This window comes from Symplocastrum torsivum, assembly GCF_059505465.1.
The window spans coordinates 88,963-109,929 of sequence record NZ_JCACKQ010000095.1; the positions used below are offsets into that span (position 1 = coordinate 88,963).

General features: G+C 46.6%; 21 protein-coding genes. 12 read left to right on the forward strand and 9 right to left on the reverse strand.

Annotated elements, in window-relative coordinates; all coding sequences use genetic code 11:
- Positions 1-19: 19 nt before the first annotated feature.
- The 3 genes from AC5JL3_RS23685 to AC5JL3_RS23695 form a co-directional block, all read right to left on the reverse strand.
- Positions 20-658 carry a lysophospholipid acyltransferase family protein gene (locus AC5JL3_RS23685; protein ID WP_192221177.1) on the reverse strand — a complete coding sequence of 213 codons (639 nt, stop codon included), beginning with the start codon at positions 656-658 and terminating at the stop codon, positions 20-22.
- Between the two features lie 160 nt (positions 659-818).
- On the reverse strand, positions 819-1,700 hold the full coding sequence (gene fabD / locus AC5JL3_RS23690) for an ACP S-malonyltransferase (RefSeq protein WP_496076814.1): 882 nt from the start codon (positions 1,698-1,700) through the stop codon (positions 819-821).
- Positions 1,701-1,831: 131 nt separating this feature from the next.
- Entirely contained in the window at positions 1,832-1,972 is a 141-nt protein-coding gene (locus tag AC5JL3_RS23695; RefSeq protein WP_496076815.1) for a hypothetical protein, read from the reverse strand.
- 99 nt (positions 1,973-2,071) lie between these two features.
- Between AC5JL3_RS23695 and AC5JL3_RS23700 the strand changes: the two genes are divergently transcribed.
- From AC5JL3_RS23700 to AC5JL3_RS23715, 4 genes are all read left to right on the forward strand, one after another.
- Complete coding sequence (locus tag AC5JL3_RS23700) at positions 2,072-2,581, forward strand: MarR family winged helix-turn-helix transcriptional regulator (RefSeq protein WP_496076816.1); 510 nt, start codon at positions 2,072-2,074, stop codon at positions 2,579-2,581.
- A gap of 138 nt (positions 2,582-2,719) precedes the next feature.
- Positions 2,720-3,259 carry a hypothetical protein gene (locus AC5JL3_RS23705; RefSeq protein WP_496076817.1) on the forward strand — a complete coding sequence of 180 codons (540 nt, stop codon included), beginning with the start codon at positions 2,720-2,722 and terminating at the stop codon, positions 3,257-3,259.
- A gap of 133 nt (positions 3,260-3,392) precedes the next feature.
- On the forward strand, positions 3,393-5,240 hold the full coding sequence (gene menD / locus AC5JL3_RS23710) for a 2-succinyl-5-enolpyruvyl-6-hydroxy-3-cyclohexene-1-carboxylic-acid synthase (protein WP_496076818.1): 1,848 nt from the start codon (positions 3,393-3,395) through the stop codon (positions 5,238-5,240).
- A 118-nt stretch (positions 5,241-5,358) separates the two neighbouring features.
- Positions 5,359-6,294 carry an SIMPL domain-containing protein gene (locus tag AC5JL3_RS23715; RefSeq protein ID WP_496076819.1) on the forward strand — a complete coding sequence of 312 codons (936 nt, stop codon included), beginning with the start codon at positions 5,359-5,361 and terminating at the stop codon, positions 6,292-6,294.
- 93 nt (positions 6,295-6,387) lie between these two features.
- Here the strand turns inward: AC5JL3_RS23715 and AC5JL3_RS23720 are convergent, their stop codons facing one another.
- Complete coding sequence (locus AC5JL3_RS23720) at positions 6,388-6,603, reverse strand: HVA1 family protein (RefSeq protein ID WP_348259739.1); 216 nt, start codon at positions 6,601-6,603, stop codon at positions 6,388-6,390.
- A gap of 238 nt (positions 6,604-6,841) precedes the next feature.
- Between AC5JL3_RS23720 and AC5JL3_RS23725 the strand changes: the two genes are divergently transcribed.
- Positions 6,842-9,019: a PAS domain-containing sensor histidine kinase gene (locus AC5JL3_RS23725; RefSeq protein WP_496076820.1), complete on the forward strand. Its 2,178-nt coding sequence runs from the start codon at positions 6,842-6,844 to the stop codon at positions 9,017-9,019.
- A 50-nt stretch (positions 9,020-9,069) separates the two neighbouring features.
- Here the strand turns inward: AC5JL3_RS23725 and rpsF are convergent, their stop codons facing one another.
- On the reverse strand, positions 9,070-9,393 hold the full coding sequence (gene rpsF / locus AC5JL3_RS23730; RefSeq protein WP_199348855.1) for a 30S ribosomal protein S6: 324 nt from the start codon (positions 9,391-9,393) through the stop codon (positions 9,070-9,072).
- A gap of 197 nt (positions 9,394-9,590) precedes the next feature.
- Here rpsF and AC5JL3_RS23735 point away from each other — a divergent pair, with 197 nt between their 5' ends.
- Positions 9,591-10,382, forward strand: coding sequence for a fumarylacetoacetate hydrolase family protein (locus tag AC5JL3_RS23735; protein WP_496076821.1), 792 nt, complete (start codon positions 9,591-9,593; stop codon positions 10,380-10,382).
- Between the two features lie 94 nt (positions 10,383-10,476).
- Here the strand turns inward: AC5JL3_RS23735 and AC5JL3_RS23740 are convergent, their stop codons facing one another.
- From AC5JL3_RS23740 to AC5JL3_RS23750, 3 genes are all read right to left on the reverse strand, one after another.
- Complete coding sequence (locus tag AC5JL3_RS23740; protein ID WP_192221164.1) at positions 10,477-10,953, reverse strand: Tic20 family protein; 477 nt, start codon at positions 10,951-10,953, stop codon at positions 10,477-10,479.
- 218 nt (positions 10,954-11,171) lie between these two features.
- Positions 11,172-11,369, reverse strand: a complete 198-nt coding sequence (locus AC5JL3_RS23745; RefSeq protein ID WP_192221163.1) for a hypothetical protein — start codon at positions 11,367-11,369, stop codon at positions 11,172-11,174.
- Between the two features lie 222 nt (positions 11,370-11,591).
- Positions 11,592-11,753 carry a hypothetical protein gene (locus tag AC5JL3_RS23750; RefSeq protein WP_496076822.1) on the reverse strand — a complete coding sequence of 54 codons (162 nt, stop codon included), beginning with the start codon at positions 11,751-11,753 and terminating at the stop codon, positions 11,592-11,594.
- A 94-nt stretch (positions 11,754-11,847) separates the two neighbouring features.
- Between AC5JL3_RS23750 and glyA the strand changes: the two genes are divergently transcribed.
- The 4 genes from glyA to aroQ all read left to right on the forward strand — a co-directional run bounded on the left by glyA (position 11,848) and on the right by aroQ (position 15,532).
- Positions 11,848-13,131 carry a serine hydroxymethyltransferase gene (glyA, locus tag AC5JL3_RS23755; protein ID WP_496076823.1) on the forward strand — a complete coding sequence of 428 codons (1,284 nt, stop codon included), beginning with the start codon at positions 11,848-11,850 and terminating at the stop codon, positions 13,129-13,131.
- 201 nt (positions 13,132-13,332) lie between these two features.
- A complete protein-coding gene (locus AC5JL3_RS23760) occupies positions 13,333-14,607 on the forward strand; it encodes a competence/damage-inducible protein A (protein ID WP_496076824.1) in 1,275 nt (424 codons plus the stop codon).
- Between the two features lie 304 nt (positions 14,608-14,911).
- Entirely contained in the window at positions 14,912-15,052 is a 141-nt protein-coding gene (locus AC5JL3_RS23765) for a hypothetical protein (protein ID WP_192221160.1), read from the forward strand.
- Positions 15,053-15,061: 9 nt separating this feature from the next.
- Entirely contained in the window at positions 15,062-15,532 is a 471-nt protein-coding gene (gene aroQ / locus AC5JL3_RS23770) for a type II 3-dehydroquinate dehydratase (protein ID WP_496076825.1), read from the forward strand.
- 39 nt (positions 15,533-15,571) lie between these two features.
- On the opposite strand, the gene AC5JL3_RS23775 is transcribed toward aroQ, so the two are convergent.
- Entirely contained in the window at positions 15,572-16,780 is a 1,209-nt protein-coding gene (locus AC5JL3_RS23775) for a sensor histidine kinase (RefSeq protein WP_496076826.1), read from the reverse strand.
- Positions 16,781-16,884: 104 nt separating this feature from the next.
- On the opposite strand from AC5JL3_RS23775, the gene AC5JL3_RS23780 reads away from it, so the two are divergent.
- Together AC5JL3_RS23780 and AC5JL3_RS23785 are read left to right on the forward strand one after the other, a co-directional pair.
- A complete protein-coding gene (locus AC5JL3_RS23780) occupies positions 16,885-17,838 on the forward strand; it encodes an ADP-ribosylglycohydrolase family protein (protein WP_496076827.1) in 954 nt (317 codons plus the stop codon).
- Between the two features lie 475 nt (positions 17,839-18,313).
- Positions 18,314-20,929, forward strand: a complete 2,616-nt coding sequence (locus tag AC5JL3_RS23785; protein WP_496076828.1) for an HD family phosphohydrolase — start codon at positions 18,314-18,316, stop codon at positions 20,927-20,929.
- The last annotated feature ends 38 nt before the right edge of the window (positions 20,930-20,967 follow it).

Genomic DNA, 20,967 nt, shown 5'->3' on the forward strand with positions numbered 1-20,967 from the left:
ATTTCATCCTGAACTAAATTTACCGCCCAAAATCATGTAAGGCATGAATTGCCTCTGCACAGTGTTGTGTTAGGGCTTCCAATTCTTCCCGCTTTGTCGAAGCAGGAGGGTCAATCACCTGACCAATCCGCACAGTGACAGGTACAGGTCGCGGTATTGCTGAGCCTTTTTTGAAAATTGCCTCAGTACCCCATAGACTGACTGGCAGGATTGGAACTTTCGCTTTTGCCGCAATCCAAGCAGCACCTTGCTTCGGTTCTGTAATTCGGGCATCAGGAGTTCGTGTTCCTCCCAAATACAGACCAACCGCCCATCCCTCTTCTAGACACTTGAGGGCTGCACGAATCGCACTTCGATCTGCTGCACCCCGTTTTACTGGGTAAGCACCATACAACTCGATTCCCTGCTTCAACAAGGGGATACGAAACAATTCTTCCTTTGCCATGAAGGCAACTGGACGCCGCATAGAACAAGACAAAATCGGTGGGTCAAAGTCACTAGCATGGTTACTCACTACCACTAGTGGCCCCTCCTGAGGTACATTTTCGGTACCATAAACCCGACCCCGCAGGTAACCATGAAGAACTGGACTGACGATTGACCACTTAAAAGCGCGGTAGAGCATCAAGCTGGCAAAGGGTTCGCGGCTTCTACTCATAGTTGTTAGTTGTTAGTTGTTAGTTGTTAGTTGGAAAAGATGGCTTAAAGATTTTCAAGACTGGGTTGTAGCCAACTTGTTCTTATTTGTGCCTAACAACCAAAAACTAATAACTTTTCCTCCCTGGTATTTCAAACAGTAAGTCAAACTCGATGGAATTTTAGCTAGGCAAGTCTGCAAGTTTACCAATGTTTTGTAATTCCAGGTTAGGACACATCCGTTTAATTAGACCCGTAAGGACATTGCCTGGCCCAATTTCTACAACGCGCTCAATCCCTTCTACTGGTAACTGCATGGAAATTTCTCGCCAGCGCACGGAACCTGTCATTTGACGTTGGAGGCGATTCTTTAAAACCTCGGCTTCAACAGTTGGTACGGGTTCTACATTCGACAGCACGGGGAATAGAGCATTAGCAAACGGGACAGCTTGCAAGACTTCCTGAAACTCAGCGGCGGCTTCTGCCAATAAAGGAGAGTGGAAGGCACCGGAGACTTTTAGGGGAATAGCGCGTTTCACCTTGATCTGAGCGAGAACACTCTCAACAGCTTCTGGTGTCCCAGAGATGACGACTTGATTGGGACTATTGTCATTGGCGAGAACAACGTCAGGTGTAGTTTCGATTTGTTGTTCCAACTGTTCACGGTTGAACCCAATCAGCGCAACCATCGTTCCGCCGAAAGCATTATCCATCAGTTCAGCACGGCGCTTGACGAGGCGCAATCCTGCATCAAAGTCAAATACCCTAGAGACGTAGAGAGCGACAAATTCTCCCAAGCTATGCCCTGCGAGTAAATTCGGTATATTGCCCCGTTCAATCAGCACATCAGCCAGGATGCTCTCAACAACATACAGACAAGGTTGGGTGTAGAGGGTGCGGGATACCTTGTCATCTTGGCTTTGGCAAATTTCCAGGACATCCCAGCCAAGAACTTGTCTGGCTTGCTCAAACTTCACCTTAGCAAACGGGAGGTCTAGTAAATCTACTCCCATCCCGATCGCTTGTGAACCCTGTCCTGGAAATACCCATGCGGTTTTAGTCATGCGTCATTCGTTATTAGTGGACAGGGTTCATTATCTGTTATTGCTGTACCTTGTAGAATTTTTCTCAAGCTTGGTGAGAAGCCTAAAACCCGGATAGGCAAAAGGGAAAGGAATTTTTGACTGAAATCGTGTCAATCCGCTCCTGGCTGTTGCTTCAGCACTGTTTCGACGTAATCCACTAAACTATCCACGAGTGACTGCTGTTGCTCTGGTTCGACAGGAAAGATATCAATTTGTGCACATACAGAGTTGTCCTTAGCAACTGTAGGCATCCTGATTTCTCCTTGTTAGTGTGGGTTAACGCTTTGAAGTTGTCGCTCTTAAGTTAGGTAACCTTATAATAAGCCAGCTAATAACTTTTTTCAAAGACTATGGTTACATCGCGTGCTTTTCCTGACCAGCAGGCATTACTAGAGCTTGCTAACCGCTACCCTGAGTTCGATCTGGCTTCTGTAGAAACTTGCCTCGCTTTTCTGGACACTACTGCCGATGTCTACGAAGCGTTGGATGCTCATTTTGCCCGTTATGGTCTTTCGATGGGGAAATTTACTCTGCTGATGCAATTGCTGCAAGCGCCGGAACAGGGTCTAACACCATCAGACTTCGCTGAGCGTGCTGGCGTTACCCGCGCTACCATCACTGGACTTCTGGATGGATTGGAACGTGAAGGATGGGTGAGACGCCAACCTTACCCCTCTGATAGGCGAATGGTCAGTGTTCAATTGACAGACAAAGGGCAGCAGTTGCTTTCTCAGATGCTTCCCGACCACTTCTGCCGCACTACGGGTCTAATGGCTAATCTCACAGCTACAGAGAAGAAGACACTGATTCAATTGCTAGCAAAGGTACGGACTGGAACACCTGCCATGCGTGAACCTTAACTCGGTAAGCGAAAGAGGCAAAAAAACCCAAAGAGGGTGATATGGTTTTTAATTAGGAGCCTAACTATAAGGGACTTAATTAATATTAGTCCTAGCTTCTATCAGGCTGTAAACCTACATCATCCAAAGGGATTCTGTATGAAAAAGCTAAGTGTCAAGCCAAAAAACTGGTTGTTGTCCTCTCACGTCGCCTGTGGAGGAATTTGGTTTGGAACCTCTCTATGCATGATTGCTATTACCTTAGCTAACCGAAACACCTCCAACGGCGATGAACTATACGCGATCAACTCGATTCTCAAGCTACTGGATGATTTTGTAATTATTCCCTCTGCCGCGCTATCGCTATTAACAGGGGGATTACTCTCCTGGCTAACAATTTGGGGGTTTGTGAAATTCTACTGGGTTATCGTCAAGTGGGTGGCGACAGTAACACTCATTGTTGTTGGCACAATTTGGTTAGGCCCGTGGGTAAATACAATGACTAGCATTTCTGATGTAGAGCGGTTACAAGCGCTCCAAAATCCGCTGTATGTAATCGACCAGAAGACGCTGTTAGTTGGTGCTATTGTTCAGAGTATCTGCCTTTTAGCCATCATCTGCATCTCGGTTCTCAAACCTTGGGGCAGACGAAGCACGAAGAGTCAGGGGCAAGGTGAGGCAGTTGCTTCTAATTTATAAGAGATAGAGATTTATCGTTTTTCACTTGTGTTCAACTGACCATACAGTAGGGCGCACAGCCATGCACCTCTACAGATGTATTTCACTGAAATGAGAAGCGCTATAAGTTGATTTATTGCCACCGAGCAGCTTAATGCCCATTGATTTTCGCAACACTAATACCGTCTGGGCTTCCATCCTAGTAGAAACGTTGCAGCGGTTGGGATTGACTACAGCAGTTATCTGTCCAGGGTCACGCTCAACGCCTCTTACCATTGCCTTTGCCCAACATAATCAGATAGAGGCGATTCCTGTGTTGGATGAACGCTCAGCCGCCTTCTTTGCTTTGGGAATTGCCAGGGCAACAGGACACCCTGTTGTCCTTGTTTGCACATCTGGAACAGCTGGTGCCAATTTTTATCCGGCAGTGATTGAAGCCAAGGAAAGCCGAGTACCACTGTTAGTATTAACGGCTGACCGTCCCTCGGAATTGCGGGATTGTCATTCAGGGCAAACGATAGATCAACTGAAGTTATATGGCAATTACCCAAACTGGCAAGCAGAGTTAGCAGTGCCTTCTCTGGAAATTGGGATGCTGAATTATCTACGGCAAACAGTTATCCATGCTTGGGAGCGATCGCTTTTTCCGGTTCCTGGTGCTGTTCATCTCAACATTCCCTTCCGTGACCCCCTCGCCCCTTTACCACAACTCGATACCGATATCCTCAAGCCCCAACTTCAACTAGAGGATTTTTTCGCTCACATTCCCAATTCCCAATTCCCAATTCCCCATTCCCAATTCCCTTCGGGTGCGCTTCCTCATCCGGAGGAAACCTCCGGATGCCAGCGTCACCCCATTCCCTACCAAGAGTGGCAGCAGTGCGAACAAGGGATTATCATCGCGGGTTCTGCTCAACCGCAACACCCACGGGAATATTGTGAAGCGATCGCACAATTATCTAAAGCCTTAGGATGGGCTGTACTGGCTGAAGGTCTTTCACCGCTGAGAAACTACGCTGACCTCAACCCTTATCTGATTTCCAGCTATGACCTTATTCTGCGTAACCGACAACTAGCGCAGCAACTGACACCCAAAATGGTCATTCAGTTGGGTGAACTTCCAACTAGCAAAGAACTGCGGACTTGGCTGGATAATTCCCAACCACTACGTTGGATCATTGACTCCAGTGACCACAACCTCGACCCTCTTCATGGGAAAACGATTCATTTACGGAGGAGTGTAGAACAGTTAGGGCTGTGGACAGATGAGGAGATGGGGAAGCAGGGGAAGAGAGAGAACATTCCAGGTTCTCCAAGCCAAAACTACTCCTATCTTCAACGATGGTGTGAGGCTGAGGCTCAGGTGAGGACAGCGGTTGACCAAACCATGACTACGATGACTCAGCTATTTGAAGGCAAAGTGGCTTGGTTACTGTCCCAAATCTTGCCGCCGATGACACCGCTATTTATTGCCAACAGTATGCCTGTGCGGGATGTTGAGTTCTTTTGGTCTCCAGGTAATACGGGTGTTCGACCGTTCTTTAATCGGGGGGCTAATGGCATTGATGGCACCTTATCAACTGCTTTGGGCGTTGCTCACCGTAACCAAAGTAGTGTGATGCTGACAGGTGACCTCGCATTGTTGCACGACACGAATGGCTTCTTACTGAAAAACAAGTTTGTAGGTCATCTAACCATTGTTTTAATCAACAATAATGGTGGTGGAATTTTTGAGATGTTGCCGATTTCCAAGTTTGATCCACCTTTTGAAGAATTCTTTGCCACTCCACAAAACATCAACTTTGCTCAGTTGTGTGTCACTTATGGGGTAGAACATCAGTTAATTCAGTCTTGGGAGCAGTTAAAGCAGCGACTAAACCCACTACCTACCCAAGGAATTCGGATTTTGGAGTTACAAACCGATCGCAAAGCTGATGCTCGTTGGCGTCAAGAACATCTCCCAAAATTTGCGGCAGATATGGGATGGGACTTGCCTGGATAGAATTGAGCTGATGCTTTTTTGCTCCGTGACAGTTTATGTTTAAATACTGCTGATTTTGGGGTCAAGCGTGGATAATTTCCGTTTACAAGCAAGATTACCCACAAGGAGATTCCCAAACATGAACAAGATAAGTGTACGGTTACTGGTATTAGCAACAATGGTTGCTGGGCTAGGGGCAGCAAGCAATAATGCCTCAGCAGCAAGCCTAGCAACTAGTCAGGACAGCCACAGCGACAAGGTATTAACCACCACCGCAACGGAGGAAGCCGTTGATTCACCCGATCGCGATCGCCTAATCGCTCAGCTATTTTACCCCAGTGTTAGCGATCGCCAAGGCTTGATGGTGCAAGGTCAGGGCAGGGCAAGTGCGCCAGCCGATAGAGCGCGGCTTGAATTCCAATTCACAAACAACTTCAGTGCCTTTGGGGAAGTAGTCGAGGGAGAGTCTTCCTCTTCTGAGACACCAGAAAGCGCTACTCCTGCGGAACTAGAACCAATTACACAGGCAACGTTGAAGCCTGTAGTCGATGCGCTAGTAGCGAGGGGTATTCCAGCCAGTGCAATTGAGGTCAACATTAGCCCTACTAATTCATCAGCTTTTCCTTTCCCCTTCCCCTTTCCAACCAGTAGTGGCACGGCTCAAATCCTAGTCACCCTAGACACTCCAACCCGTGAACGAGTGCAGGAGGTTGTCACTGTTGGAGGTGATCCAAAAACATTAGGTGAAAACGTTACTATCCAAACCGTGAATGTCAGCTACACAGTCAGTGACTGCCAACCTTTAGAAAAGGCAGCCTATGTAGCCGCCGTTAATGATGCCCGAAATCGGGCAAGAGCGCTTTCAGAAGCTCTAGGGGTCAGAATTGCAGAGATACCATCGGTAGCTGAAGCTCCCTTTGCAGGTTTTTTGCCTTCCGCACCGTCCTCGTCATGCAATGCTCAGGGTAGTTCCCTTCCTTTCCCTTTTAATGGTCTTCAACAACCTTATGATCCATCTGTGCCAGCAACGGTAGAGGTGAAGAAGGATATTTTTGCGACATACGCAATTCGCTAAACTAGCGGGACAGGCTTCTACACTACCGCTTCTGTGGTGCGATCGCGTCTTCCTCTATAAGCTGACGAGCATTTAAATTGCAATATCAGCTTATCAATCCTCCACCTTTTTCAGGGAATCTGGTTTGTGAGCTGCTTCTTTACCTGTCTTCTCACTCTCAACCAGATATTCTGGGTTATCTTTCGATGCGGCTACATGGTGTCCTTTGATATCAGTAGGTGAGGTTAGCTTCTTGTTCACTTCACCAGTAATTTTGCCTTGGGCTGAATTCCATTCAACTTTGTCGCCTTTTTTGAATTGCTCAGACACTGATTTTACCTGTTAGATTTTTTACACGGCTTACTCTGTACAGTATGTCGGCGACTGACAAAGAAGCGATCGCTCCAATTACAGAATTGTTAATCCCCATTTCTCTTTACAACTCTCTCTTTTGTGAGTAGTTTGTTGTGAGCAAATATAGTAGATAACTGGGCATCCTTAATTAGTCAAAATAGCGATTGGCTTCTTGAACTAGTCGCACTAGTAAACGTAGTGATAAAGAGTCGCCATGGCTAGCACTTCAGTTGTACGGATGATATTCTCGCGGCGACTAACCCCTTTCTATATCGCGGCAATCTATCTGCTTTTAGGAGGACTCTGGATTTTCTTTTCTGACAAATTACTGGCTTGTTTGGTCAAAAATTCGGAGATTCTTGGACAACTTCAACCCTATAAAAACGGCTTCTACCTCATCTTGACAGCAGGGCTACTTTATGCATTGAGCAATCGCCTACTTGCCTTCCAGCTTTCCGAATCGGCATCACCTGCAAGTGAGGGCAAGTTCCGCCAGTTGACAGAAAATATTCGCGAAGTCTTCTGGCTACTATCGCTTAATCCAACTGAGGTAATCTATGTCAGCCCGACTTACGAGTCAGTCTGGGGTCGCACTTGTGAAAGCTTGTACAAACAGCCAATGTCTTGGCTTGAAGCCGTTCATCCGGATGACCGAGAACAGGTACTCGCTGCGGTTGAGAGACGCTACCGATCGCAAGGAGACAGTGACCAAGAGTATCGGATTGTACAGCCGGATGGGTCAATTCGTTGGATTCGCGATCGCGCCTTCCCCGTTTGCGAACAAGCCGGACAAGTTAATCGCATAGCAGGTGTCGCCGAGGACATCACCAATCGCAAGCACTTAGAAGCCGGACTACGAAAGCTCAACGAAGAACTAGACAACAGAGTTCAAAAGCAAACCACTGAATTACAGCAGGCAACTGAGCAATTGGGAGTCGAGATTAGCGAACGCCAACGCGCTGAGAAAGAGCGCGATCAATTTTTTATGCTATCCCTGGATATGTCTTGCATCGCTGGTTTTGACGGCTATTTCAAGCAGCTAAACCCCACTTGGGAAAAAAAACTTGGCTTCACGCAGGAAGAACTCCTCGCTCTTCCCTACCTGGAATTAATTCATCCAGAAGACCACACCGCAACTGTTAGCGTAGTTCAGCAGCTTAACACGGGTAGTGACATCGTCTCTTTTGAGAATCGCTATCGCTGCAAAGACGGCTCTTACAAGTGGCTCTCGTGGAATTGTACGACCATCCTCAATCAACAATCAATCTATGCCGTAGCACAGGACATCACAGAGCGAAAACAAGCGGAAGCGTCTTTAAAGGAATCAAACCAACAAATCGTCAATATCCTTGAAAGCATCACAGATGCTTTTCTTACCGTAGATCATCAGTGGCGGTACACCTACCTCAATCAGCAAGCCGAGAAGCTTTTGCAGAAGACGCGAGAAGAACTCCTAGGTCGTAGAATTTGGGATGTGTTTCCAGAAGCGGTTGGCACAATTTTCTTTGAAAAGTATCACGAAGCTGTAGCTAAACAGGTATCAATAGAGTTTGAAGGGTTCTATTCACCCTGGAATTGTTGGTATGAAATACACGCCTACCCCTCCAAAGATGGTTTAGCCATCTATTTCACAGATATTACGCAGCGCAAGCAAACACAAGCGGAATTACTTAAAGCGCTGGAAAAAGAAAGAGAACTCAATGAACTGAAATCCAGCATCGTCACTGTTGTCTCTCATGAATATCGCACACCACTGACAACAATTCTTTCTTCGGCTGAGTTACTAGAACACTACGGTAATAAATGGACGGAGGAGAAACAACTCTTACATCTTCGCCGCATTCAAAGCACGGTGCATCATCTAACCCAGCTAGTGAGTGATGTGCTGTTTCTTGATAAAACAGAAGCTGGAAAACTGGAATTCAACCCAACTTTGTTAGAAGTAGTGACGTTCTGTGGCGAATTAGTAGAAGAAATACAACTAACGGTTGGTAACAAGCATAAGCTTGTCTTTGTCAGCCAGGGTGAATGCCGTCTAGCTTATTTAGACGAAAAACTCCTGCGACAAATCCTCACCAATTTACTTTCCAACGCAATTAAGTATTCTCCCGAAAGCGGTACTGTCGATTTTGCGCTCTTGTGTGAACCTGATAAAGTACTCTTCCGTATTCAAGACGAAGGCATTGGGATTCCCAAAGACGACCAGCAACGACTTTTTGAGTCATTCCAACGGGCTAGCAATGTTGGCACAATTCCTGGTACAGGATTGGGATTAGCGATTGTTAAGAAGTGCGTGGGCTTACACAATGGTCAGATTACTGTAGAAAGTGAAGTCGGTGTCGGAACAACTTTTGTTGTTACCCTGCCATTGAACATCCAGAAGGCAGGATAACTCACGCAAGAGGAAAAGGCTTCCTGAGAAACCTTTTCCCTTAATAGCCTTTACGCTTCTACCTGTACGGGTTCTGGTGTGGCTTCTGTAGCTTCTTCTGTGGGAACTTCAACCGTTAGGGTTAGATAGCGAATCACTTCTTCACTAAGACGCATGGCACGTTCAACTGGGGCAACATGACTACCAGGCGCTTTGTAGTTCATCTGGATATATATACCTTCGCGTTGTCGATCGATTTCATAAGCCAAACGACGTCTGCCACGATGTTGAATGTCGATATCCTCTGCGCCTTGTTCAGTCAGAAGATTTTGGTATTTTGCGATCGCTTGATCCACCTGCTCATCCCCCAAATCAGGGCGCAGGATGTACATCATTTCGTAATTGTTACTCACTGGTGCTAATCTCCTTTTGGACAGTTTGGCTTTTTCTCTAGTTGGGTGGACAGAACTCAAAAAAGATTTCTCAACGAACCCAATTAGAAAAGAAGCAAGGACTTAAAATCTTACTACTTTCCGGTATTCATTCTAACTACTAGACAGCTTTGCTCTCGTCAGTAAGGAAAATCTCAGTTATGGCGCAGCGCTACGTCCGAGTCAAAACCAATCAAGGGCAAACCTACTACGGTTTGTTACAACTCACAAGCCGCATCCAAGTCCTCGATGCTCCCCCTTGGTTACAGGGGCAACCTACCGATATTGAGTTAGAAGCAGGTAGTTACCAGTTACTAGCTCCCTGTTCTCCTTCAAAAATTGTTGCGGTGGGCAAAAACTATGTAGATCATGCGGCAGAGATGGGAACACCTGTACCCAAAGAACCGCTCCTTTTTATGAAACCCCCAACAGCTATCACTGCTGCTAATCGAGAAATACACTACCCACCGCAGTCACAACGAGTGGATTATGAAGGGGAGTTGGCATTGGTCATTGGCGCACCTTGCGTAGACTGTACACCAGCAGAAGCTCAAGGCAAAATTTGGGGCTACACAATTGCGAATGATGTCACTGCCCGCGATTTACAAAAGCAGGATGGACAATGGACGCGAGCGAAAGGATTTAACAGCTTTTGTCCACTTGGACCATGGATTGTTCGGGAACTCAGTGCAGGGGCAAGAATTCAAACCTTTTTGAATGATGCCCCACAGCCAGTACAATCAGCATTAACTAATCAGATGGTATTTTCACCCGAATTTTTGGTGTCTTACATTTCTCAGGTGATGACACTCCTACCGGGCGATGTCATCCTTACCGGGACACCCGAAGGCGTTGGGCCTGTGCAAATAGGCGATCGCGTTCGTGTTGAAATCGAAGGTATCGGTCATTTAGAAAACACTGTTGTCGCACGCTCTTTACCTGAGTCACCTTAAAATAAAGAGCTTTGGCTCTGAGTAGTACCAGTGCTTTCTGAGCCACTTTATCTCGAAGCTGTATCAATTCATCCTAAAAGCAAGCTTCTGGCTTTTAAGGAACTTGTGCGTAAACAGCTTCCGAGAGCGCCGGGATTTCTGCGTAACGTCCAATCAGCGACTGCACGATTGAATAACCGCAAGCAACAACTGTTCCGAGAAAAACGATATTAAACAACGTTTCTGTTATTAAGTTGGTACCTAGCCCCCGCAGTAAAATATTAAACAGTAGACTGCATAAAACTAAAAGAATGTCCAAAAGAATCGCTTGCATCGTATTAAAACGAATAAAATGAACAATTCTTTCGTTTCTAACTACTAATAAAAACAACAGAAAAAAAACGATTATTCCAGCGAAAGGTATACTCTGATAGATGAATAATACTGGTTGTAGAGGAATCAAAAGTACTCCCAACGCCGGAAACTGTCGAAACAAAAAGCTACCAAATGGTAGTACAGAAACTAAGGGGAGCAGATAAGGAAGGCAAGCAAAAATCCTGTCTTTAACGGTTGTTGACCCACGCCAAGCCATGGTGCGTTCTCCTTGTGGATGTTAATACTGATTTTTCCCAACTAAATTCAGGATAGCGCAGCTGAATGCTCTACATCGGCTTAGTGAACCTCTGTATCTCCTCCCAGCCTCACTAAAGCAAGAAGCTGCGTAAGTAAAGTCAAACTGAAAAAGCAACAAACCGCCTTTGGCATCACTGACAAAGCGCAAAACTCTAACGTCCTCTACTCAAGTCGAGACTATTCGACATTAGCAATCCGGAAACCCATCTCACATTCATACTGATCAGGTTGGTGAGGAGTGAGCTTGCGAATTGCATGACCACAGCCAAGCTTGCCACGGCGCCAGCGTGGTTGACCACTTTGGTCAGCCAGTAAGCAGTTTTGACAAACTTGATTAGGGGAAAGTATTTGCTCATCCATAAGAATGACTAACATGGCTTCCTCCAGTCGATCCCTAAGGCTGATACTCAGTATTTTACTTAGATTTAGGTCTTTGGAGAGAGGCTGTACATGAACCTCTACCTTTGTTGTTGATACTCAACAATTTTCAGCGACTATCTACAGTCATGGGTTCTAATGATGTATTAGTTAAGTCCCAGGTGTATTGAGATAAAGAAGGTTATCTGGTTCCCACTCCCAGTCGGGTGGCAAACAGCGCTAAGATCGTTGGTTCAAAGCAAGGATAGGCTCAGGTGCATCTGACGCAAGCCGCGCTAATCGCAACGTAAGATACAGCTTGCGATCGCGAAGCGTTGCTGCTTGCACTAGATCGCAAGTCGCAAAGCGAATAGGCAGAGGTACCGCTCTTTGTCGTCGCACCGTTAGTGTAGATCACACTGTACAAGCGAAGATGCTTGTCTAGCAACTGACCTAAGCAACAAAACTGAAGCGCATCTGTAAGGAACCAACTTAAGTGACTCAAACGAACTTAGATTTTCTCGCTCAAACTGATCCAGCGGTAGCTGAGTGTCTAGCCCAAGAACTTCAGCGCCAGCGCGATCACTTAGAACTCATTGCCAGTGAGAACTTCACCTCACCAGCAGTGCTAGCAGCTCAAGGCTCAGTGCTAACGAATAAGTATGCCGAAGGGTTACCCGGAAAGCGCTACTACGGTGGCTGTGAATTTATTGATAATGTTGAGCGACTAGCAATTGACCGGGCAAAGCAGCTATTCAATGCCGCCCATGCGAATGTACAGCCGCATTCCGGCGCTCAGGCTAACTTTGCGGTATTCTTAGCTCTACTAGAGCCAGGTGACACGATTATGGGGATGGATTTGTCTCACGGGGGACACCTAACTCATGGTTCGCCAGTCAACGTATCCGGTAAGTGGTTCAAAGTTTGTCACTACGGTGTCAGCCCCCAAACTGAGCAGCTAGACTTTGATTTGATTCGGGAACTTGCCCTCAAAGAACGTCCCAAGCTACTAATCTGCGGCTACTCGGCTTATCCCCGCATCATTGATTTTGAAAAATTTAGAAGCATTGCCGACGAAGTGGGAGCCTACTTGCTAGCTGATATTGCCCACATTGCCGGGTTAGTGGCTACAGGTCACCACCCTAGTCCAATTCCTCACTGTGATGTGGTCACAACGACAACCCACAAAACACTACGGGGTCCCAGAGGTGGATTGATTCTTACTCGTGATGCGGAGTTGGGTAAGAAGTTTGATAAAGCCGTGTTTCCTGGCACTCAGGGTGGACCATTGGAGCATGTAATTGCGGGTAAGGCAGTTGCCTTTGGTGAGGCACTTCAACCCACGTTTAAAGACTATTCCGCTAGCGTGATTGAAAATGCCTCAGCGCTTGCTAGCCAACTGCAACACCGAGGTTTCAAAATTGTCTCTGATGGAACTGATAACCACTTAATTCTGGTTGATTTGCGCTCTATTGGAATGACTGGCAAGCGTGCTGACCAACTGGTGAGTGGTGTCAACATTACGGCGAATAAAAATACTGTGCCGTTTGACCCGGAGTCACCCTTTGTCACAAGTGGCTTGCGCCTGGGTTCGCCTGCAATGACGACTCGCGGTATGGGTATAGCAGAATTCACAGAAATTGCTGATATCATTGCCGATCGCCTACTCAATCCAGAGGACGAAACGGTAGCGACTGAGTGTCGGCAACGAGTGGCGAAGTTATGCGATCGCTTCCCTCTTTATCCTCATCTTAGAATTCCTGTCCCAACTCTTGTTTAGATCTCTCAAGACAACATCTAACGAGTTATTCCTGAGTGGGTAATCCTACCGTTTGAGCGCTGACTCCCCTTCTCGATTCTGGGAAGGGGTTGGAGATTAGCTCTAGATTTCGCTAAAACAAGAAGCGCTATAGTTTTTGTTGTCATTCATTAGTTGCTCATGCCAAACAACCAGCAACTAACAACCAATAACAAATAACCAATGAGTGCTGAAATCATTTGTGTTGGAACTGAGTTACTTCTAGGCGATATCCTGAACAGCAATGCTCAGTTTTTGGCGATTGAACTCGCGTCGCTAGGGATTCCTCATTACTATCAAACAGTGGTAGGCGATAATCCAGAGCGTTTGAAGCAGGTGTTGGCAATTGCTAGCGATCGCTCTAGTCTACTACTCTTCACGGGTGGTCTTGGACCAACGCCAGATGACCTAACAACAGAGACAATCGCAGACTTCTTTGGCGTTCCCCTGGTTGAACGAGAAGACGTACTGGCAGATATCGCCCTGAAGTTTGCTCAACGGGGGCGAGAGATGACACCGACTAATCGCAAACAAGCCCTAATCCCACAAGGCGCACAAGTGTTACCCAACCCAGGCGGAACTGCCCCCGGCATGATTTGGCAACCTCGCTCCGGTTTAACCATTCTCTCCTTCCCTGGTGTCCCTAGTGAAATGCACCAGATGTGGAGAGAAACAGCGATTCCCTATCTCAAAAGCCAAGGCTGGGGTAAAGAAATTATCTATAGCCGCACGTTAAGGTTTTGGGGAATTGGAGAGTCAGCACTGGCTGAAAAAGTCACTGACTTTTTCCATCTCGCCAATCCCACAGTTGCGCCTTATGCAGGTCAAGGGGAAGTGCGATTACGAGTCTCTGCCCGTGCGCCTTCTGCCGCTGAAGCTGAGCAATTAATTGGGCCTGTAGCGCAACAACTCCGACAGATTGGAGGGCTAAATTATTATGGGGATGACGATGATACTCTTGCCTCGGTAGTCGGTCAGTTGTTGACTGAGGCATCCCAAACCGTCAGTGTTGCGGAATCTTGTACAGGTGGCGGTCTTGGTAGTATGCTAACTAATATTGCTGGGAGTTCTAGTTACTTTCTAGGAGGAGTCATTTCCTATGACAACTCCGTGAAAACTGCATTATTGGGTGTCAAGCCATCAGATTTGGATTCAGTCGGAGCTGTTAGTAAACCTGTAGCACAGCAAATGGCACGAGGAGTGCGATCGCTCCTTTCAACCCACTGGGGACTTAGTATCACAGGTATTGCTGGACCAGGTGGCGGTACAGCTACCAAACCTGTAGGGTTAGTTTACATTGGTCTTGCCAAACCCGATGGAACTGTTGAATGCTTCAAATATCAGTTGGGTCAAAATCGCAGTCGAGCCTCGATTCGTCATGCTAGCGCTTGCAATGCCCTGGATCATTTGCGACGGAGACTACTCGCGGGACGCTCTCCTTTGTTAAATGTTCTTTAAGGTGACGACCAAAGAGCGATCAGCTACCTTAGAAAGTAGAAGGAGATCAATTACCTTTTGTTGTATCCAATTCTCTAAGCAACCCTCCTCTAGTGGTATGGAAATGATTTTCGTCAGTGTGTTACTCTTAGATTAATAAGAAATGCAACACTGAGGAATTTTTTCCTCATCCAGTGTCTGGAACAAAAAAGCGAATCCGGCAAGCTTAAACATCCTACCTTCCTGCAAGGGAAGCCATTTGAATTTTTAGGTTTGTCTTGTTGTTAAAAGAACTACAGCTTGTCTCACAGGAGCTTTCTGTTTAATGGATTATATAGATAAAGTCTTGGAAAAACTCAAAGAATGGGCACGTAAGCTCATTGAAACTCTCCTAAGTCCAGAAGGACAACCGGAACCTGAGCTAATTCCTATTCCCGTGAATGACCCAAGGCATCGCCGTCGGTAAGTAATTCTCGTGTCTAATGACGTTGCAAATACTTTAAGTATTTTGGTTCTGCATGGTCCCAACCTCAATTTGCTGGGACGGCGAGAGCCAGGGATTTATGGTTCAGTGACCTTAGATGAGATCAACCACCTGCTAGTGCAGGAGGGTGAAAAGCTACAAACCAAAATCCTTGTGGTGCAGTCAAATCACGAGGGTCTTTTGGTAGATGCAATCCATGATGCTCTCGGTCAACACCACGGCATTTTGATCAATGCTGGAGCGTACACCCATACTAGTGTTGCCTTACGCGATGCAATAGCCGCTGTAGCTCTGCCGACAGTAGAGGTTCATCTCAGCAACATTTATCAGCGAGAAGCCTTTCGGCATCACTCGTTTATTGCACCAGTAGCGATCGGGCAAATTAGTGGCTTTGGTGAACAGAGCTATCGCTTAGGGTTACAAGCTTTAGTTCATTATCTAAGAAAATCGTCTACTGGCTAAAGCAGAATAGTCCAGTTCAAGGAGTTGGCACAAGCTCTGCTATTGGTCTGTCTGCTCAACTTGTATCTTGATTGGTAAGGTAACGGTAAAGGTAGAACCCACGCCAACTTCAGAAACTAGGTCAATTTCACCGTGAAGTAGTTTGACCAAGCGCGAAACAATCGCGAGTCCTAATCCTGTCCCTTCCTGTTTGCGTTGTCCTTGGTTTAAAAAAGCTTGGGAAAACGGCTCAAAGATGCGATCGCAATCGCTTGGGTCAATACCAATGCCAGTATCCGTCACGGCAAAGAAGCACTTGTCATCCGGTAGACTTTCACAACGAATTTGAATGAAGCCTACATCAGTGTAGCGAATTGCATTGCCTACCAAATTAGTCAAGACTTGCTGTAAGCGGAAGGAGTCTGTCAGTATCTTAGAAGGAGCGCGATCGCAATCGAGCTTTAGCTGCAAATTCTCGGCTTGCGCTAGTGGTTCAAGCATCTCGCTTACTCTAGTAATTAATGAACACACATCAATCCATTCCAAGTTCAGCTGAATTTGTGCTGATTCGTAGCGTGACAGTTCTAAAGAATCATTGACGATGCGTAGTAAATGTTGTCCTCCTTGCAGCACTCGCTCAATACTCTGAAGGCTGGGAGATGCCATATCCGCATTGGCATTTTGTTTTTGTAAGCGCAAAAGAAGTTCAGAGTAGCCAATTACAGCCGTTAACGGTGTCTTTAACTCATGAGCGAGGTAAGAAAGATTGTCTTTACTAGCTTCAATCAGTCGAGTGAGTTCTTGGTTTGTAAGCGTCAACTGACTTTGAAGTTGCTCTAATTCCTGCAACCGGGCTTCCATATAGCTTTTAAAGCATATAGAAATTGCTTCATCTAGCACTGTGTTGATTTGGGAAAAAAGTTGAATAATCTCCTGGGGAGAACCCTTCAGGCACTCCTCTTCTAACACAGAAAAAATCATCCGACGCAGGAGACCATACTCTTTCGCAATTTCTGCGGCATCGTATCCTTGTCCAGCTCGCAAAGTTCCATGCTCTAGACTTACCTCAGCAATCCTTTCAAATAGGTTTTTCTGAGGATGCTGAAGCACCGCCGCCAAAGTCTTAAGAAGTATAGGAAGAGAATCTCCCAAAGCTGTATCAGACATATTCAGTGAGCTTTCTATCTGGCGTTCTTGACGGACTACCTCAATCCATTGCGCCATGATGGTGTCAGTCTGATCAGCAATTACTTGGCTAGCGTTTAGCATGAAATAAGATACGGTTCTTCAGTAAAGACGGTAAATTTTACTTTATATCGTTTGCAATACTATGGCGGGAGTAGGTGATGGTTGTTGACTGGTAGAAGGACTTGATGCGGTACTCACTTTTAAACCGATTCCGGGGGGCACTGCTCGGTAGCTTTGTGGGAAAAACTCTAGCTAGTGGTGGAGGCAAAGATCAATTCATAAATGAGTCAAGGTTTACTTTGCCTCATTCCAGAGAGACTCAGCCTAGTCCAACACCTCCAGACTGGAGCGAGATTGCGATGTGTGGCACCAAGAGCTTGATTCACTGTGGCAAACTCGATTTAGACGATTGGGTGCGTTACTGCGAGATGACACAACCTTCTCTCCTGTTATTGCAGTCTACGGCGAGTAGTAGTGAGGCGGCAGTGGCAACGCTACCAGTTGCGCTATTTTTTCATGAGGATGAAGCCAAGTTGCGACAACAACTGCTACAGGCGGCAACGGTTTGGCGGCATGATTCCCAGACATCTGAGGAGGTATTGGTTGTCGCTTTTGCGATCGCCCTTGCTCTGACAGAAAAACTCAACCCTGCGACGCTGATTCCCCGAATCCTTAACTATTTGAACCCATCTCAAACACCTCTAGTACAACAACTAGAACAGGTACAAACCTTGTTGGAAAAGGGTGCTGGGTTAGATACAACGCTTACACAACTGCGTTGCCATGCCCCAAAAAGTCAAGGAGAATTGAAGCGTTCTTGTCTATCTATTGCTCTTGCTCTTTACTGTTTCCTCCATACTCCAGAAGATTTTCGCCTCTGCGTGACTCGTGCTATTCGTACTGGCTACCAACCCCAGCTTACAGCTACCCTTACAGGTACTCTAGCCGGAGTTTATAACAGCATCATTGGCATTCCAGTAGGCTGGCAGTTAGCTAGCCAGCAAATCCCAATGGGTGTCCAGTGGATGCAATTAGCGGAGCGCTTGTTTGCAGTTTGGTCAGGTATTTATGATGTCTCTGTGGCAGAGCAATTTCCATCAGTAGCGATCGCTGCACCGCGAGTGATTCAACCACGGTGATGTCGCTTTGATTGTGAGAGGTGCTACTCTTAGAGCCAGTTCCTCGTCCTGTTATTTTAGCTATCGGCTCTAAAGCAACAATGAGAGAGAGCAATTGGAATTGGGGATTGGGCAGACAGATAAGCTACCATTAACTAGCGAGATATCCTCCCTGCTACAGAGACAGGAGGAAAGTTGCACATGGCATTATCTTATCCAGTAACTGGATGAAAACCCTGAAAAAGTCCAAAATTGTCCTAATTTTAGACTAAAAACAGCCAGAAAATCGATTTTACTCAACTAGGCGAAGTTTATTTTCTTAAAAAAGACGTACTCATCATAGGGTTTTGTAATGTTAAGAGGAGATGAACTCAAAAGTTACAGTATGTAAGTTAAGAATAGATAGACCCTACCACTCGGCCTGAAACGAAAGCAAGCTCAACGTACATCTTGCGCTTCCACTGCTCCCGTCACCTGAAATGGCAATTCTTGTGCTATGAAAACGCTTCATTCGTTGACGCAGCCGATCGCGCAACTGCGGAAAACATCTAAGCATATTCGCGCTTGGTTGTCATTCAAGGTATCTAATTCCTCTACGAGTACCCACGCCTCAGGGAGGAAAACTCACTTGGCTGATTTGCTGCCTCGGCACTCACCACAAAGACATTCCTCAAAACGAGGTGATGCGGCGTTACTATTGTCAAATGCAAAACGCTCTAAGCAAAGTGAGGATCACAAACCGTCAGAAACCTTGGAGGAACCAGCATCGCCACCAATGACCGAGCGATCTAAACGCAGACGCGATCGCCGAGGACGTTCACCCGCGATGTGGGTGGTAGCGGTGATTTCTCTCACCAGTGTGATGGGACACCGTTTCTACAATCAGCCAAAGTTGGATGTCGGGAAAGCCGCTCCCCAGACAATCCGGGCCTTATTTAGTGCCAATGTTGAGGACGCAAAAACCACGGAAGAAAAACGGAAAGCTGCGCGTGCAGGCTTTGTTCCCGTGTTGATGTTTGACCAATCCCTCACAAAAGATCTTTATCAAGACCTTCAGCAATCCCTGGACAAAGCAGAAGAACTACGCCAATTAAGTGGTTCTTTCCCCTTTGTGGCAACAACTGTGTTATCCGAGGCTACCCAACGGTATCTGCGCCAGAGTAAAGAATGGGAATGGCATTCTGTCTTAGCCTTTGCAGACACGGGTAAAGATGTTGACCGATTAGAATATGAAGCTGCGCCGTCTACTCAGACGGCGCAGCCGCTCCATCTCTCTTTTACCCAAGCTGTTAGCGAATTGCAAAGCTATCGTAAGCTCTCTTCCCCTAAAGCCTATTCTTCGTTAGTTGATTCAATCTCACTGGCTCGCGAGGGTTACGCCAAGGCATTGCGTCAGATTACGGAGCTATCTGCTGCTGAATCAGACCGTCACTATGATGCCTCCTTGCTTGAGTTATCAGATGAAGATTGGAGGCAGACGCGCCAGGGTGTTACTGAAGCATCAAAGCGGATTCTCACTCAGGGGATTCCCCCAGGGCTACCGCCCGACATTCTAAAAGAAGGGGTGAAAATCCAACTGAATACGCTTGTGCCCCCAGATGCTGAGGATTTTGCCGTTGGGCTGCTAATGACTGTCTTGCAGCCTAACTTAATGGAAGATCAGGAGCAAACCAAGCGAAGAGCAGAACAAGCCGCGCAAGCTGTCAAGCCAGAAATAGTCTCTATTAAGCAAGGAGACGTGATTGTTTATGCGGGTGAAGAAATAACCCAAACGGATTTTGTCTTGCTAGATTACTTCCACTTGAGCCGCCGAGAGATTAACTGGCTCGGTCTAGTAGGATTTGGGGGTTTAGTTACCGGGTCAGTTTGTATTTTTTGGCTGGTGCAACGGAAATCCTGTCCCCGATTGCGACGGCGCGACCACATTTTAGTGTTGCTCCTGACGCTGAGTACGCCACTACTAAGTATATTTGGTGTCCCCTATACCGATTTGCCCGCGATTGGGTTATTGGTGGGTAGCTTTTACAGTCCCCCCTTGGGCATTACGGTTGTGGGTCTGCTGAGTGGGTTAGTGACCTTCAGTATGGAAGTTAGCTGGGAATATTTAATCCCTGGTGCGGCGGCTGGGCTATTAGGTGCATCGATGGCGGGACGGATGCGATCGCGTGAAGAATTGGCTCTCCTTGGCGGTGCGATGGGTTTAACTCAGGGCGGTGTTTACCTGGTTCTCAATCTCATGCTCAGTGCAGCTGTCGGTTCAGTTTGGTATACCGTACTCCAAGAAGCTGCTTTATATGGTCTAGCTGGTTTTTCTTGGAGCGTAGTCGCTCTGGGAATATCGCCTTACCTGGAACGCCTGTTTGACTTGGTAACCCCGATTCGTCTTGCAGAATTGTCGAATCCCAACCGTTCTCTGCTAAAACGGCTAGCAACTGAGGCACCTGGAACATTTCAACATACCATGTTTGTAGCTTCTTTAGCAGAAGCAGCCGCACGAGAAATCCACTGCAATGTCGAACTAGTACGGGCAGGCACACTTTACCACGATATTGGGAAAATGCACGACCCTTTGGGATTTATTGAAAATCAAATGGGGGGACCCAACAAACATGATGAGATTAATGACCCCTGGAAGAGTGCCGCAATTATCAAAAAACACGTCACTGAAGGGCTGGTGATGGCTCGTAAGCATCAGTTACCGGAAGCAATTCGGGATTTCATTCCAGAACACCAGGGAACACTGTTGATTTCCTATTTCTATTTCCAAGCTCAACAACAAGAGCAACAGGAAGGTAGTCGCCCTGTGCAGGAGTCCGATTTTCGCTACGATGGTCCGGTTCCCCAGTCAAAAGAGACAGCTGTGGTCATGCTAGCTGATGCCTGTGAAGCGGCTTTGCGATCGCTTAAGGATGTGACTCCAGAAACTGCCCTTTCAATGATTAATAAAATCCTGAGAGCGCGTTGGCAGGACAACCAACTAATAGATTCTGGGCTAACACGGGAGGATTTGACAAAAATTGCTGAAGTTTTTGTCAACGTTTGGCAACAGTGTAACCACCAACGGATTGCTTATCCAAAAGCAGCTCTAAATTGCCAGCCATCAAATAAATGAAAGGGTTATTAGTTGTTAGTTATTAGTTGTTAAAAGTA